The sequence below is a fragment of the Planococcus salinus genome, from assembly GCF_003719725.1.
In the GTDB taxonomy this organism is placed as follows: domain Bacteria; phylum Bacillota; class Bacilli; order Bacillales_A; family Planococcaceae; genus Planococcus; species Planococcus salinus.
The window spans coordinates 69,346-84,421 of sequence record NZ_RIAX01000009.1 but is presented as its reverse complement, the minus strand read 5'-3'; the positions used below and the strand labels follow the sequence as shown (position 1 = coordinate 84,421).

The 15,076-nt window shown below is 45.2% G+C and carries 17 protein-coding genes; 9 read left to right on the top strand and 8 right to left on the bottom strand.

Features of this window, described 5'->3' with window-relative positions; all coding sequences use genetic code 11:
• Window positions 1–4: 4 nt before the first annotated feature.
• A complete protein-coding gene (locus EEX84_RS12290) occupies window positions 5–988 on the top strand; it encodes an aldo/keto reductase (protein ID WP_123165948.1) in 984 nt (327 codons plus the stop codon).
• A gap of 233 nt (window positions 989–1,221) precedes the next feature.
• Here EEX84_RS12290 and EEX84_RS12285 read toward each other — a convergent pair whose 3' ends face one another.
• The gene (locus tag EEX84_RS12285) at window positions 1,222–2,043 is read right to left on the bottom strand and encodes a CPBP family intramembrane glutamic endopeptidase (protein ID WP_123165947.1); all 822 of its coding nucleotides are present in this window, start codon (window positions 2,041–2,043) and stop codon (window positions 1,222–1,224) included.
• A 167-nt stretch (window positions 2,044–2,210) separates the two neighbouring features.
• Between EEX84_RS12285 and EEX84_RS12280 the strand changes: the two genes are divergently transcribed.
• Window positions 2,211–2,639 (top strand): hypothetical protein, encoded by a 429-nt coding sequence (locus tag EEX84_RS12280; protein ID WP_123165946.1) that lies wholly within the window; start codon window positions 2,211–2,213, stop codon window positions 2,637–2,639.
• 154 nt (window positions 2,640–2,793) lie between these two features.
• Here EEX84_RS12280 and EEX84_RS12275 read toward each other — a convergent pair whose 3' ends face one another.
• Together EEX84_RS12275 and EEX84_RS12265 are read right to left on the bottom strand one after the other, a co-directional pair.
• Window positions 2,794–3,135 (bottom strand): hypothetical protein, encoded by a 342-nt coding sequence (locus tag EEX84_RS12275; RefSeq protein WP_123165945.1) that lies wholly within the window; start codon window positions 3,133–3,135, stop codon window positions 2,794–2,796.
• A gap of 315 nt (window positions 3,136–3,450) precedes the next feature.
• Window positions 3,451–3,837, bottom strand: a complete 387-nt coding sequence (locus EEX84_RS12265; protein ID WP_123165943.1) for a VOC family protein — start codon at window positions 3,835–3,837, stop codon at window positions 3,451–3,453.
• A gap of 230 nt (window positions 3,838–4,067) precedes the next feature.
• On the opposite strand from EEX84_RS12265, the gene EEX84_RS12260 reads away from it, so the two are divergent.
• Both EEX84_RS12260 and EEX84_RS12255 read left to right on the top strand, forming a co-directional pair.
• Window positions 4,068–4,706 (top strand): hypothetical protein, encoded by a 639-nt coding sequence (locus EEX84_RS12260; protein WP_123165942.1) that lies wholly within the window; start codon window positions 4,068–4,070, stop codon window positions 4,704–4,706.
• A gap of 309 nt (window positions 4,707–5,015) precedes the next feature.
• Window positions 5,016–5,417, top strand: coding sequence for a hypothetical protein (locus EEX84_RS12255; RefSeq protein ID WP_123165941.1), 402 nt, complete (start codon window positions 5,016–5,018; stop codon window positions 5,415–5,417).
• A gap of 127 nt (window positions 5,418–5,544) precedes the next feature.
• Here the strand turns inward: EEX84_RS12255 and EEX84_RS16525 are convergent, their stop codons facing one another.
• Window positions 5,545–5,703 carry a hypothetical protein gene (locus EEX84_RS16525; protein ID WP_158599123.1) on the bottom strand — a complete coding sequence of 53 codons (159 nt, stop codon included), beginning with the start codon at window positions 5,701–5,703 and terminating at the stop codon, window positions 5,545–5,547.
• Window positions 5,704–6,252: 549 nt separating this feature from the next.
• Between EEX84_RS16525 and EEX84_RS12250 the strand changes: the two genes are divergently transcribed.
• Complete coding sequence (locus EEX84_RS12250; RefSeq protein ID WP_123165940.1) at window positions 6,253–6,528, top strand: type II toxin-antitoxin system Phd/YefM family antitoxin; 276 nt, start codon at window positions 6,253–6,255, stop codon at window positions 6,526–6,528.
• The gene (locus EEX84_RS12245) at window positions 6,521–6,775 is read left to right on the top strand and encodes a Txe/YoeB family addiction module toxin (RefSeq protein WP_123165939.1); all 255 of its coding nucleotides are present in this window, start codon (window positions 6,521–6,523) and stop codon (window positions 6,773–6,775) included. The genes EEX84_RS12250 and EEX84_RS12245 overlap by 8 nt, the downstream gene beginning before the upstream one ends.
• Window positions 6,776–6,998: 223 nt before the next feature.
• Here the strand turns inward: EEX84_RS12245 and EEX84_RS12240 are convergent, their stop codons facing one another.
• The 4 genes from EEX84_RS12240 to EEX84_RS12225 all read right to left on the bottom strand — a co-directional run bounded on the left by EEX84_RS12240 (window position 6,999) and on the right by EEX84_RS12225 (window position 9,046).
• On the bottom strand, window positions 6,999–7,271 hold the full coding sequence (locus EEX84_RS12240) for a hypothetical protein (RefSeq protein ID WP_123165938.1): 273 nt from the start codon (window positions 7,269–7,271) through the stop codon (window positions 6,999–7,001).
• Window positions 7,272–7,425: 154 nt separating this feature from the next.
• On the bottom strand, window positions 7,426–7,791 hold the full coding sequence (locus EEX84_RS12235; protein WP_123165937.1) for a PH domain-containing protein: 366 nt from the start codon (window positions 7,789–7,791) through the stop codon (window positions 7,426–7,428).
• A 195-nt stretch (window positions 7,792–7,986) separates the two neighbouring features.
• Window positions 7,987–8,595 carry a PIN domain-containing protein gene (locus tag EEX84_RS12230; protein WP_123165936.1) on the bottom strand — a complete coding sequence of 203 codons (609 nt, stop codon included), beginning with the start codon at window positions 8,593–8,595 and terminating at the stop codon, window positions 7,987–7,989.
• Window positions 8,596–8,602: 7 nt separating this feature from the next.
• A complete protein-coding gene (locus EEX84_RS12225; RefSeq protein WP_123165935.1) occupies window positions 8,603–9,046 on the bottom strand; it encodes a helix-turn-helix domain-containing protein in 444 nt (147 codons plus the stop codon).
• Between the two features lie 227 nt (window positions 9,047–9,273).
• Between EEX84_RS12225 and EEX84_RS12220 the strand changes: the two genes are divergently transcribed.
• The 3 genes from EEX84_RS12220 (at window position 9,274) to EEX84_RS12210 (ending at window position 15,069) form a co-directional block, all read left to right on the top strand.
• Window positions 9,274–12,033 carry a type I restriction endonuclease subunit R gene (locus EEX84_RS12220; protein ID WP_123165934.1) on the top strand — a complete coding sequence of 920 codons (2,760 nt, stop codon included), beginning with the start codon at window positions 9,274–9,276 and terminating at the stop codon, window positions 12,031–12,033.
• A 245-nt stretch (window positions 12,034–12,278) separates the two neighbouring features.
• A complete protein-coding gene (locus EEX84_RS12215; RefSeq protein ID WP_123165933.1) occupies window positions 12,279–13,862 on the top strand; it encodes a type I restriction-modification system subunit M in 1,584 nt (527 codons plus the stop codon).
• Window positions 13,837–15,069 (top strand): restriction endonuclease subunit S, encoded by a 1,233-nt coding sequence (locus EEX84_RS12210; RefSeq protein WP_123165932.1) that lies wholly within the window; start codon window positions 13,837–13,839, stop codon window positions 15,067–15,069. The genes EEX84_RS12215 and EEX84_RS12210 overlap by 26 nt, the downstream gene beginning before the upstream one ends.
• The last annotated feature ends 7 nt before the right edge of the window (window positions 15,070–15,076 follow it).

Genomic DNA, 15,076 nt, shown 5'->3' with positions numbered 1-15,076 from the left:
AAAAATGGAATACCGGACAATCGGGAAAACAGGCATACACGTTTCTTCGCTGTGTTTTGGCACCATGTCTTTTGGCGGGAATGCCGATGAACAGACGTCCAAAGCAATGTTCAATCGCTGCCGTGAAGAAGGGATCAACTTTTTTGACTCCGCTGACGTCTACAATGGAGGCAGAGCAGAAGAAATATTGGGGGAGTGCATAGCCGACTGCAGAGATGAAATCGTTCTGACGTCCAAAGCCGGCTTGCCGGCAGGAGACGGCATCAACCAAAAAGGGGCTTCCAGAAGGCATCTGTTCCTGTCGGTCGAAAAAAGCTTGAAAAGGCTGAACACAGACAGAATCGACTTTTACTTTATCCACCGGTTCGATGACAGCACCGATATAGAAGAAACCTTAAAGGCGCTGGATGACCTGCAAAAGCAGGGGAAAATCCTGTATCCGGCCGTCAGCAACTGGGCTGCCTGGCAGATCGCCAAAGCGCTGGGCATATCCGAGCGGAAAAGCCTGGCAAGCTTCGCCTTGATACAGCCCATGTACAATTTGGTGAAACGCCAAGCGGAAGTGGAATTGCTGCCGCTCGCCGAAGCGGAAAACCTGGGCGTGATTTCGTACAGTCCGCTCGGAGGCGGCCTTCTGACTGGAAAATACGGAATCGATAAGAAGCCGGACAGCGGGCGGCTTGTGGACCAGGCAAATTACACAGCCCGTTACCAAAACGCTTCTTATTACGAAACGGCGAGCGCTTTTCAAGAGTATGCCAGAGAACTGGGCGTATCGCCAGCGTCCCTGGCAGTGGCATGGGTCGCAAAAAACAAAGCCATTACGGCTCCCATCATCGGCGCCAGAAACCTCCTGCAACTCGAAGATTCGCTCGCGTCTCTCACAATTTCGCTGGATGACGAGCAATGGAATAAACTATCCTCACTGACAGCTGAACCGCCCCTCGCAACGGACCACAGCAAAAGCGAGTGGCTGGTGAGAAGTTAAGACAGCAAAAGCAGTTCGCTTTGGCGGACTGCTTTTTTCATTGGCGCAATGGCGTCGGCGAGGATGAGGGACCCATTTCACCGGAGGTCGGAACTCGAGGCGAGAAGGTCGGAATTCATCACGAGAAGGTCGGAATTCAAGCGAGAAAGGTCGGAACTCGCCAAAACCCATCTCCAAAAAACAAAAAACCGTTCGCCCCAGCAAACGGCTTTCATCTCAACGATCAACAAACGTCAAACCACCACATCTTCCTGCTCTTTCTTGTCTTCTTGAAACCCTCTCACCAGACGCGTAACGACCCACGCCATTCCCAGCGAACTGACCAACAGGATCAGCCCAAACGGCAGGGCGTTGGCGTAAATGTCCGAGCTGTCCGTGAGCGCGAGCCACTGAGGCTGATCGGGCGGCACGAACATCAGCAGCACGGCAATCGTATTGTTGAACACGTGAAGCAAAATCGGCAGCAACAGATTGCCGGTGCGCAAGTACAGAAGCGAAGCGATGACGCCAAACAGGAAAGCGCCGACGATGTCTGCATGCAAAATGCCGAATAGGATACTCGAAATCAGCACGCCGCCCCACATCGACGTCTTTCGGATCAGGCGTTTCAGCAGCAGGCCGCGGAAAATGAACTCTTCAGCGATCGGCCCGATGACGGACAAAATGAGGGCGGTCAATACGAGGTAAAGCGTATTGTCCGGCAACGGAACCGGCTCCAGGATCAGGTCGACCAGCCAAGGCGCCACCTGCAGCAGCGCCAGCATCTGCAGCCACATCATGCCGGTGGAAAATAAAATCAGCAAAACGACCACACCGAGCATCGGCGCAATCCAGGATTTGACACCTTTCGCAAAGACGACGCGGCTGAGCGGCACCTGCTGTTTCTGGAAATGATAGGCGAAAAACCAGCCCGGTACAACGATGTACATGATCACCTGGACGATCAAGTCACCCGTGTACGCATCCATCGGCAGCTGCAAAAACCAGACGATTGCTACGACAAACCCAACAAAGCACCAGATTAAAAAATGACGGATCTTCATTTCTTCGAACATGCACGTCACCTCTCTTTTGTTATTCTACGGAAGGTAGAGGAAATGGTTTCGTTTCGATGTCGACAGGAAAGTGAAGAGTTTTACAGTAGCTTCCATCAAATTATTTACAAAAACAACTGTGTTAAAATGAAGAAAAAATGAAGAAGAAAAAAGGAGGGCAGTTGCCGATGGAAGAAGAATTTCACACACAGCCTTTGAAATTGCCGAACATCAGCATGCTCATCTCATTTTCCATTGTCTTGCTCATCAGCTTGTCGATGAGCGGCGCGCTTTACACATGGCTGGCTGTCGTGAGTGCAGCGCTGGTTATTTACTGCATAATCCAGCTGAATACAAAGTACAAACTGATGGTTGGGAATGAACGGCTGGTTTGGACAACATCCCGTTTCGGGAAAAATCTTTCCACCAGAAAAGCGGCTGCGCCAGACATCAAAGCTGTGACATTCAAGCGGTTCAGCTTTTACCGGATTGTGCGCATCCACTTGAAGCAAGGTTTTCGTTGGAAGCTGGTCAAGTCCAAGCCGGACAAGTTGGATGAAAGTTTACAGCGGTTTGCGGAAAAGCATTCCATAGAAGTGCTGGACGAAAATCAGTAATTATTCTGCCCATCGGAAGAAATCCGCGGTTGCCTCGGCAGCCGTTTTTTGAGGAAGCGGAAAAGATCCGGCAGACATGTCACCTGCCGGGAGCCACAGGGATTGAAGGTTTTATTTCGTAAACACTCCGTGGAAAATTCCAGTGTCACACCTTTTATACCGCCGATTCCACTTCCGGCGCACCGAGCTTGTCGGTCAGGGTGTTGTAGATATCATCAAAATGCTCGCCTTCGTACCACATTTCATTATAGGAAGCCGAACGGATAATCGCTTCCTTATCCACTTTCACCACTTCAATCTGAACCGTATCGCTCTTGCCGGTCTCATCGATCTCACGCTGTTTTTCCTTCATGAACATCTGGGTATCCGCCGCTTCGTATTTTTTGAACGCCTCAATGACTTCATTGAAAACCGTCATGGTATTTTCCTCGCTTCTGAACAGCCAGAAATAATCCTTTTGTTCACTGGACAGATGCAGGTTGAGTTGGTAATGCATCGATTTGCCTCCTTTGGGAATAAAAGATACTGGATTGAGTATGCTGTTCTATACCCGAATTGGAGGAAGGGAAATCTTGAAGGAACATTTTTGAGGGCAGCCGCAGAGAGGAACGTAACCGGCAGGCTAGCTATTCGGTTTCAGGAACAAACCAGCGACGAAGGAAAGTACAAATAACCTTGGGATTTTTAGATATTTTATTAATTATGTTGCTCCCTGGGAAGCAAAAAAAGCATAAAGAATACTAAGGGAAGGTGAATAGGGAACAGCGGAATGCAAAACGCCCGGACGGAAAAATCGTCCAGGCATTTTTTGTTATTTCTCCAATTTCTCCATCACCGCAAAGTAATTGTCTTCATCGTCTGCGAAATTAAAAACTCTGCCGGTGGGCATATTGACGAGCTCGCCGACCGTTACGCCTTTTTCCTTGAAGTCAGCGTACAGTTTTTCAAGTTCATTTGTGTAAAACATCAAAGAAGGGGTATCCAGATTCAAATCAGGTGACATTTTGGAAACAACTTCCCTGTCGTGCAGCACGATAGTGGTATCGGGGTCTTTTGATGGAGCAATTTCAATCCATCTCATTCCTTTGTCCTCGCCTACATTGGTAATTACACTGAATCCCACTTTTTGGGTCCAGAATTTCACAGCCTTGTCCTGATCATCCACGTACACCATGACTTGCCCTAATTTGCTGATCAACTTGATCACTCCCTTGAGGATTTTGTTTGGTTCATCCCTATTATACTGGGTGATTTGGAATTGGGTGCGTGCCAGGCACCAGATGAAATACAGGATTTTGGTTATATATTATGTTCGGAAAATTGTGATAAATTAAAGATGAATAACGAGAAAAATGTTTTCCAACTCAGGGGGGTGAATGCATACGAATCAATCAGTTCAGTATTCGGGAAGAAAGGAAAGGTGGGCGCATGAATACAGTCGTAAAGGTCATTTGTTTTAGTGCAGTTTTCCTGCTGTTAACGGGTTGCGTCGGCAATAACAATGAAGAAGCCACCACGGATGCTTCAGAAGAGATTTCTGCTACGGAGTCAGCAGAAGAGCCATCAATCGGTGAAGGAGATGAAGCAAATATGAACAAGGAAAATGAAGTTTCGTCAGAAGAATCGGCTTTGGTTGAACCGGACGGCAGCACCTCCAACACAAGTGATCAGAAAAACGAAGAATCCTTATCCCAGTATCCCAGCGAGCACATCGAATACGCCAGAGTGTGGCTGCAGCTCGGGGCGAACCAGGATATAGACGGCTTGTACGTCAATAAAATTCCGGCCGGCACGCTGCTCAATCCGGATGACGAAACCAGTGGCGTCTACCCGGAAGATGTGATTCAATTAGCCGGCTCGCGTTTGATTGACGGGTCGGTCACATACAGCGGCAACGGAGACGGCACGATTAATGTGTACCCGGTTCCGCTGCGCTGGGACGGGGAGTATCCGGCGGGTGAAGAGTTTTACGAAGAGATGATCAGTAATACGGAGCTGGTATCTGTGGACGTGGGGGAGGACGAGGAAGTTATAAGGCTTATTGAACTGCTGGAAATCCAGGAATGACCAGTTGACGACAGGATAGTCCATTCAGATACTATTAAAAATATCAATTATCACTTGAATTCGACAGATTTTCGAACCTGCGAACTCAGGTGTTTTTCTGTCGGAATATAAACGAACATTTGGCTTTCTGCCGCATCCATCATTGTGTCAATCACCTTGTGGAAGGCATCTGTAACGGTCGAAATCTGAACAGCAAGTTCGCATAGAAAGCATCCTTCAGGGTGTTTCTTTTGCTTACTAAAGGAGTTTGATTATTCACCTAACGGGTAATTGGGTGTAAGTAGACTTTTCAAACGAGGGGGAGTTAATATGGAAAAAAATAATCGTGATGAATCTGTCCGGAAAGAATGGGAAGACGAACGTCAAAAAAGAGGCAGTTCAGACACCAACAACGATAGTTCGAACGAGCCTTACCTTGCAGATGGCGACACCACAATCAGAAAAAAAGACCCAAATCATTCACCGGACTGGCGGGAAGATGTTGCACCTAATCCGAGCAATGAAACAAGCGGGTGGCAGCGTAGTAATGAAGATGATGACGCGATTCGGGAACCAGAGGGAACCTTTACAACGGGGGAACGCGGAAACGTAATAAACAGCGCAACTTGGGATCCGGAGAATCATACAAGTGAAGAAGACGTGGAGCACGTAGATGTGAACGATTACGACAAAACCGCTTCGCCTAGAAACCATAAGGATAAGGATAAGTAAATGTAGGAATGCACGTGGTGGAGGAAATTGTGTGCGTGCCAGGCACCAGATACCGATCGTAAGAAAAAACGCTTGGGCAGAAGAAAATGCTGTCCAAGCGTTTTTTCAGTTCAGCGGCATCCTATAACTATCGCCGCCGCAGTTCTTCAGCGATTTCCTTCAGATAAGCGTTGCGCTCTTTCGACAGCTTTACCCACATGACGATGACGAATACAGCTATCGCAATGGGAATCAAAGAAAATAAAATCGATAAGATTGGCAAAAACGTAAAGTAAGCATCAGACATAGTCAAACTCCCCCTTAGTTCTAATACGGAGAAAAGGAGAAAGAGTTTCAAATGAGTGAGTGCGTTATTGAAGAAAAATTATGTGTGCCTGGCACGTATCAGTCACATGCCAGACGCTTTTTCCTTATTGCACTTTTTCAACAGGCGAAAAACCCTGTGTCTTCCTAAACTTCATCTGATGCTCGAAATAATTGTGTGCGTGCCAGGCACCAGATACCTATTCTGAAAATGGATCAGCGCGAAGCAGTGCAGGTGATACGTGAAAACCGTGGAGCAGATTTTCAATTAGCAGTGCTCGGTGGCAAAAACCTGAATGCTGTTACAAGAGTGTATGGTGAATATGCGCCTTACCACGCTGTCTCCTCTCTTGATGAATTGCTTTCTTACGTGAAGAAAAAGCCTCTCTACAATTAAACCAAATAAGGAACAATGGATTCAAATGGGTCCGCCTTTTCTCCGCCGCAAAATCATGGGATGACAGATACCCTATAACCGCCTTTACTATTTAAGTGATGTACGTTATAATGTACATAATAGGAGGCGATGAAGATGTCAGCAATTACTGCAACAACACCAACTAATCTTAGGAAGAATTTATTTAATATTCTTGAGGATGTTACAGAAGCCAACACTGAAGTTATCATTACGCTAAAGTCAGGAAAAAACGCCGTATTAATTTCTGAAGACGAATTGAATGCCTATCGTGAAACTGCTTATTTGATGTCTACTAAAGCGAACAGAGACAGGCTTAATGAAGCAATTACGCAGTTAGAGAATGGTGAGGGAAAAGTTCGGGATTTAATTGAGGACGGGGAAGATGCTTAAAGTATGGGCTGATCAGGCATGGGAAAATTACCTTCACTGGCAAGATACCGATAAAAAGATTGTGAAAAAAATAAACAGATTAATCAAGGAAATTGAACGTCATCCGTTTACAGGTCTTGGCAAGCTAGAACCACTGAAACATGACTGGACTGGATATTGGTCAAGACAGATTACTCATGAACACCGACTTGTTTATAAAGTTGAGAAGGATGCAATAAAAATTGCACAAGCAAGATTTCATTATTAGGGACGCAGTAATACACGCTTCAAGCTATAGACAAACTATAAAATTCGAGTATTATTCTGAAGTGGATCTAAACGGGTCCGCTTTTTCTTTGTAATAAAACCTTATCAATTACCGGGATTTTACAGAAGTAAGAAAGGATAGTACGATATAAAATGACCAAGCCCATGCTCCTTACGAGGACTGGGCTATTTTATATTGAGAGGAAATCTCCACCACTTCCCCATCAGCAAATCGTCGCCTCACCCATTTCAATATCGCCACTTTGCCCATCGACATAATCGATGCCCCATTCGCAATTTCCTTCGTTTTCCCATTCAACTACATAGTGCCCGTTTTCATAGCTGGTTGAAATGATTTCGACCATTCCAAACGAATTCGCATGGCGCTGCTCGACCATCGCTTCTGCCTCCGGTTCCGTGATAACCGGCTCCGCGTTGGAGCACCCGCTGAAGATGAGAAGGAATGCGATTAAAATGCTCAAACTGATTTTTTTCATGTTATTCACCTCTGAATAGGTAGACGGGCAGGGGGAATTAAGGTTACAGAAGGGAGTTGGACCAAAAAAAATTCAGGAAATGATGATTGCGGAGAATTAAAAACAACAGCCTCTTTCTTCAAGGTACATCGAAGAAGAGGCTGTCGCGTTATCCTTACAAAATAGCTTCCGCAATCAACTTATCCAGTTTGCGGATATCCACTTTTTTGTTCAAGTTCAGTTTGAATTTCCCGGCCCGTGTCCACAGTTCCAGCTCGGTGTTCAGGTCGAATGTCCCGCCATTTTCGGTGGAATACATATCAACCGATTTGAAAGGAATCGTGTAGACCTCCACTTTCTTTCCTGTCAATCCCTGCTTGTCCGAAATGATAATCCGTTTGTTCGTCACCACTGCCACGTCGCGAATGGTCTTATAAGCGATGTGCGCTTCTTCCCCTGTCACAAGCAAGTCATTGATCGAATCCGGTATATCTATTTCCTGCGTGAATGTCCATGCCATCATTTGATTCAGTTCTGCCATCTTGCATTCCTCCTTGTGGTTTCTTCTTCCATTGTGTCATGACTTGGAAGGCGGGAAAAGGGAGGGTATAAGACCCAATCTCCGCATCTTCCACTTTGACAGTCAAGTTGTTTTTTGAATACGAAAACAAAATGAAAATGGCCAGAAGAGGTAGCTGTTCACTTCAGGCCATGATTAGTTGATGAATATATAGGATTAATCTTCGTAGTCTTCCAAGGCTAACTCCAAATCATTTAATTCCTGGAATAGCTTTTCAAACGTTCCATCTCTCCAAACTTTTTCATATACAGCCTCTGGAATTTGAATAAACTTGTTTTCTTTTAAATTGTATAAGCGTTCTTCATCTGCTGCAAAAAGGAAAGGATAAAGAAGAAAATCTTTGATATTAGCTGTGACAAGAATGCTGTCTTCATAATAAGCGCTAAATAAAATACGGGCATCAGATACTCCACCGTATTCCATCTGAGGAAAGCCTATGTCATTCTTGTATTTTGAACGCAGATACGCTGACATCTTTCTTATATGATGCTCTATCTCGATTGATACAGGAGGAGCAATTTCAAGACAGTGAGTCAATAAACTCTGAATCTTACTGTTCTCACTCACTTTCAAAGTATGGGACTGTACTTGCAGTTCCCGGACAACTTCCGCAGGAACCAGAATGACTGCCTCGCCTTTTTCAACTTTTTCTTGTATGGTCTGCCAAAATATCCTTGCGGCTTTCTTTAACTCTTGCTTACCCGTTTTATTGGTGTCATGTCTAATTACGTTCGTATCGATTGTATATTGCTTAAAGTCTCTCATTTCTCAGTTACTCTTCATCCTGAAAGCTTTGGATTACCTCATCAGCAAGCCCAAGTGACTGTGTTTTAATCCTGGCCCGCTTCTCGATAAAACGATCCCAATTCGGTTGGCTCATCAATTGCTTCGCTTCGATGCGCCATTTTCCGCTGCCTTCAAACGTCTGTTGCGCCGCCAGTTTTCCTTCAGCGCAATGTCTGCGGACCATTTGAGGACTGATACCCATGATGTCTGCCGCGTCACGTACGGTCACATATGGAGGAAGATTGTATTCCAGGCTCAATGCCTCGAAGGCTTCCTGCTTTTCATCATCTTGTAACTCGCGGGCTCTCTTTTTGATTTCCCTTTCCACTTCTTCAGCAATTCTCATAAGCTGTACATATTCTTTTACACGTTCATTTTTAATCGATTCATCGGAAGGGCGGGGTTTGACATTATCGAGTAGATTCACCATCGTAATCACTCCTCATTATCTTTCTTTTTATTATACAATTTCTGAAGAAGAAACTAAAGAAATAAACGAAACTTTCGAAACTAATAAAACCTAGCTTAAATTGTGTGCGTGCCAGGCACCAGCTACTTTGTGAGAAAACTCAACAAATTATGGTCAAGCAGCATAATTAACCCTATTTTGTGGTAAAATTATCTAAATGATAGTGGATAATTGAAAGGGGCCGGACCATGGTTTATCAATCCCGGACACAGTCCGAAGCGCAGCTGGAAAACGAGATGATGGAACAGCTGGTTCAGCTGGGGTACGAAAAAGTCTCGATTCCATCCATCAAAAATTTACAACAAAACTTCCGCATCCAAATCGATCGATTAAACAAAGAAAACCTCAATGGCACACCGCTGTCCGATAAAGAATTCGAGCGCCTGCTGTTGACGATTGAAGGGAAAAGCGTCTATGAATCGGCGAAGCTGCTGCGCGACAAGCAGACGATTGCGCGCGATGATGACAGCATCCTGTACCTTCAATTGATGGATACGAAAAACTACGAAAACAATCGTCTCCAGGTCACCCACCAGACGACCGTCGTCGGGCGCTACACCAATCGCTACGATGTGACGCTGCTAGTCAACGGCTTGCCGCTCGTGCAAATCGAACTGAAAAAAAGAGGGCTCCATTTTGTTGAGAGTTTCAACCAGATCATGCGCTACCGTAAAGATTCCTACGGTGGTTTATTTAACTTTCTGCAGGTTTTTGTCGTGTCAAACGGCGTCGATACCAAGTACTTCGCGAATTCCGACCGCGAGCCGCTGAAAAGTTTGATGTTTTTCTGGTCGGATGAAGCCAATAAACGCATTACGAAGCTGGATGCGTTCACGGATTCCTTTTTCCAGCCACAGAGGCTGCAGGACCTCATCACGAAATACATGATCATCAACGACACCGACAAGCATTTGATGGTCATGCGCCCGTATCAGATCTATGCCGTCGAGCGGATTTTGAAACAGACGATTGAAAAAGAGCAGAACGGTTATGTCTGGCATACGACGGGGAGCGGCAAGACGCTGACTTCCTTCAAAGCGAGCGAGCTGCTGGCGCAGGAACCGGACATCAAGAAAGTGATTTTCCTCGTGGACCGAAAAGACCTGGATTCCCAGACCATGGAGGAGTTCAATAAATTCGAAAAAGACTCTGTCGACCGTACGACGAAAACCGGCGTCCTCGTGAAACAGCTGAAAGACCCGCAGCGCAAACGCATCATTACGACGATCCAGAAAATGGCGCATGCGGTGAAAACGGAGAAATACAAAGAGGTCATGAAGCTGTATGAAAACGAAAAAGTCGTCTTCGTCATCGATGAATGCCACCGTTCCCAGTTCGGCGAAATGAGCCTGCTCATCAAACGCCATTTCAAGAAAGCGCAGTATATCGGCTTTACCGGCACGCCGCGCTTTGTCGAGAACCGAAGCCAGGATGGCCGCACGACATCCGACTTGTTCCAGGACTGCCTGCATACCTACCTGATCAAAGACGCCATCCATGACGGCAATGTCCTCGGCTTTTCCGTCGAATACATCCGCACGATCAAAGAAAAAGAAGGCATCGACGACGTCACCAAAGTGCCCGGCATCGACCAGGACGAACTATGGATGGCAGATACGCGGATTGACATGGTCGCGGCACATATCGCAAACGTCCATGACAATAAAACCCACAACAAGCAGTACACCGGGATGCTGACGGCTGACAGCATCCCAGCAGCGATCAAATACTACGATGCTTTCAAGAAACTCGATACCGATTTGAAAATCACCACCATCTTCAGTTACGGAACAAACGAAGAAAGCATTGAGAATCAGGAACATACACGCCATTCGCTGGAACGTGTCATGGGTGATTTCAATAAAGAATTCGGCACCAATCACAAGACCGACAACTTTGCGGCTTATTTTGCGGATGTCTCGAAAAAAGTGAAGTCGGCGCAAATCGATTTGCTTATTGTAGTCGATATGTTTTTGACCGGATTCGACGCCAAAACCTTGAGTACGCTGTATGTCGATCGGCCGTTGAAGCACCACGGACTCATCCAGGCATATTCGCGGACAAACCGCGTCGAAGGGCCGAAAAAGATGTACGGCAACATCGTCTGTTACCGCAACTTGAAAGACGAAACCGACGCAGCCGTCCGCTTGTTTTCACAGACGGGCGAGACAGACACGGTGCTGATGAAAGAGTATAATGAGTATTTGGCGGATTTCAAAGACCAGCTGGATGTGCTGCTGGATATCGCCATCACACCGGAAGCCGTCGATGAACTTGAAGGCGAAACGAAAGAAAAGGAATTCGTCGTCGCATTCCGTGACCTGACCCGCATTTTGACGAAACTGAAAACCTTCGTCGAGTTCGACTTCAATCCGGAAGACATGGGAATCAGCGAGCAGACCTACAAGGATTTCCGAAGCAAATTCCTGCATCTCTATGAAAAGAATCAAAACGACAAAGAAAAAGTCTCCGTCATCAACGACGTCGACTTTGAAATCGAATTAATGCAGACCGATCGCATCAATGTCGATTATATATTGGAACTGCTGCGCAACATCAATTATGAAAACAAAAACGAACGCGACACCGCTGTGCGCCGGGCCATCAAGGAAGTCAACGAAGCATCGAGCGATGAAATGCGCTTGAAGCGCGATCTGCTGTTGGAATTCCTGCAAGGTGTCGCACCGACGATGACCAATAATGATTCGGTCGATCAGAAATTCCGAGACTTTGAAAGCGAGCGGCGCAAACGGGAAATCCAGGCGATGTCGCAGCAAGTGCATGTGGCAGAAGACAGACTGGAATATTTCATGAGAGAATACGAGTTTACGGGCGTGTCGCCGGACCAGGAGATCAATGATGCAGTTAAAGCACCTTTCAAGGAAAAACGAAAACGTGTGCAGGCACTGAAGGACTTCATCTATACGAATGTGCGGAAGTATTCCTAAAAAGCATCTGCTTCTAAAACCGCTTCGGCGCTTAGGGGATGCCTCTCGCAAGAAGCCAGGCAAAGAACGCCTGTCTTCTTGCTTCGGCTACCCCATAGGCGCACCGGCGCTCTTGGTTTGTGTTAAAACTCAAATACTACCGTGCCCCGGTGTCATACACAATTGTTCCTCAAATTGGGCGTGACGCGGGGGCGCAATTCGAGAAACGTTGAAAAATATACAGCATGACAAAGGAGAAAACACACATGACAACTTCAGAAAAACAGCGCCAGCAACAGGCTGAGTTGCATAAAAAGCTATGGACGATGGCCAATGACTTGCGTGGCCAGATGGAAGCGTATGATTTCAAGAACTATATCCTCGGGCTGATTTTTTACCGGTACTTGTCCGAGAAGACGGAAGCGCGCATTGCGAAGTTATTGGAAGAAGACAATATTTCGTATGCAGACGCGTGGCAGGACGAGGAATACCGCGAAGGTCTGATTGATGCTTTGCTGGAGGAAATCGGCTTCGTCATCGAACCGGAATTTTTGTTTTCGTCAATGATTGAAGAAATCCCAAAAGGCGAGCTGGGAAATTTCGACGTGGAACTATTGCATAAAGCAATCAAAGCCGTTGAAGAGTCGACACTCGGTACGGACAGCCAACAGGACTTTGAGCATTTGTTCGACGATATGGATTTGACGTCGACCAAACTCGGGAGAGATGTGAAATCCCGTTCGAAACTGATTGCGAAAATCATGCTGAGCATCAACGATATTCCGTTTCTTCATGACGATGTTGATATCGATGTACTCGGCGATGCCTATGAATACTTAATTTCGCAATTCGCTGCCAATGCAGGGAAAAAAGCGGGTGAATTCTACACGCCTCAGCAAGTCTCCAAAATCCTGGCGAAAATCGTCACACACGAAAAGCCGAATTTGAAGAATGTTTATGACCCGACTTGTGGTTCGGGTTCTTTGATGCTGCGCGTTGCCAAAGAATCCAATGTCCGCCTGTTCTACGGACAAGAACTCACGACAACTACTTTCAACTTGGCGCGCATGAACATGCTGCTGCATGACCTGCGCTATACGGATTTCGATATCCAGAACGACAATACACTCGAAAACCCGAAACACATCGATCTGCGTTTTGAAGCGGTCGTAGCCAATCCACCATATTCCGCAAACTGGAGTGCAGATGCTAAATACCTGGATGATGAACGCTTTAGTGATTACGGCAAACTGGCACCGAAATCGAAAGCCGATTTCGCATTTGTCCAGCACATGATCCATCAACTGGATGATAACGGGACGATGGCTGTCGTCTTGCCGCATGGTGTTTTATTCCGTGGAGCGGCCGAAGGGGTTATCCGTAAATTCCTGATCGAAGAAAAGAATTATCTGGATGCAGTCATCGGCTTGCCGGCCAACGTCTTTTTCGGCACGTCAATTCCGACATGCGTACTGGTCTTCAAGAAGACCCGCAAAGCAGATGACAATGTGATTTTCATCGATGCGTCGAACGAGTTCGAAAAAGGCAAGAACCAGAACAACCTGACAGACGAAAACGTCGACAAAATCGTCGATACGTATAAATCACGCGAAACGATCGATAAGTATTCCTATGCTGCGACGCTGGAAGAAATCAAAGAAAACGATTATAACCTAAACATTCCGCGCTATGTCGATACGTTTGTCGAAGAAGAACCGGTGGATCTGGAGGCGGTGCAGGTGCGGCTGAAGGAGATCGACCAGGAGATCGAGGAGATTGACCGGGAGCTTGAGGAGTATTTTAAGGAATTGGGGGTTGGTTTAGGTGAACGTACCTCAGTTGAGATTTAGTGAGTTTGATGGGGAGTGGAGAAATATTAGCCTTGGTGAAGTATTAAAAGAGAGTAAAGAAGTAAAGAGTGGGAAAAGCAATTTACCCATCGCAACTTCATCTCGTAAAGGGTTGTTTCTTCAAAGTGATTACTTCAATGGGAAAAGATCTTACGATACAGACGAAATAAACTTTAAAGTTGTTCCTAGAGGTTATGTAACTTATAGACATATGAGTGATGATTCAACATTTCACTTTAATATAAATCAGTTAGCTGATGAAATTCTTGTGAGTCCCGAATATCCAGTATTTACCACAAGTAAAGGAGCAGATATTCAGTTTATTTTATACCATTTAAATTCCCACGGTAACTTCAAGAATTTCTGTATTATGCAGAAGTTAGGGGGAACAAGAACAAGGCTATATTTCAAGAAACTACAGAATTACAAGTTATTTATACCGAGTATTGAGGAACAACAAAAAATTTCTACTTTCTTGCAATTGCTTAACAAAAGAATTGAAAAGCAAGAAGAGAAAATTGAGAAGCTGGAGCAGTATAAAAAAGGTATGATGCAGAAGATTTTCTCGCAGGAGTTGCGGTTTAAGGATGAGGATGGTGGGGAGTTTCCGGAGTGGCATGAGAAGCCATTGCCTGAAATAATAGAAGTAATTGATGGGGATAGAGGTAAAAATTACCCTAGTAAGAGTGATTTTTTAGAGGAAGGTTATTGCTTATTCCTTAACACTAAAAATGTAACAAAAAATGGTTTTAACTTTATAAATAAATCTTTTATAACTAAAGAAAAACATGAGTCAATGAGAAAAGGTACGTTAAAGAGGAATGATATTGTTATGACTTCTAGAGGAAGTATAGGTAATGTAGTTTTATATGATCATACTATTCCTTTTGAAGTTGTAAGAATAAATTCTGCGATGCTAATTATTAGACTGAAAGACGAAGATTTGAATATAGCTTTTTTTGAGCAGCTACTAAAATCACGAGTGATAAAAAACTTTGTTGATACATCAAGCGTTGGAAGCGCTCAACCACACATTACTGTAAAAGACTTAAATAGAGTAAGGGTAAGCATACCTTCCAATGTAACTGAGCAAAAAAAAATTGCTAATATTTCAAAGAGATTTGAACTTAAAATTGAAAAAGAAAAAGAAAAGCTAATGGTTTTGGAGGAGCAGAAGAGAGGGTTTATGCAGGGGATGTTTGTTTAAAACTGTA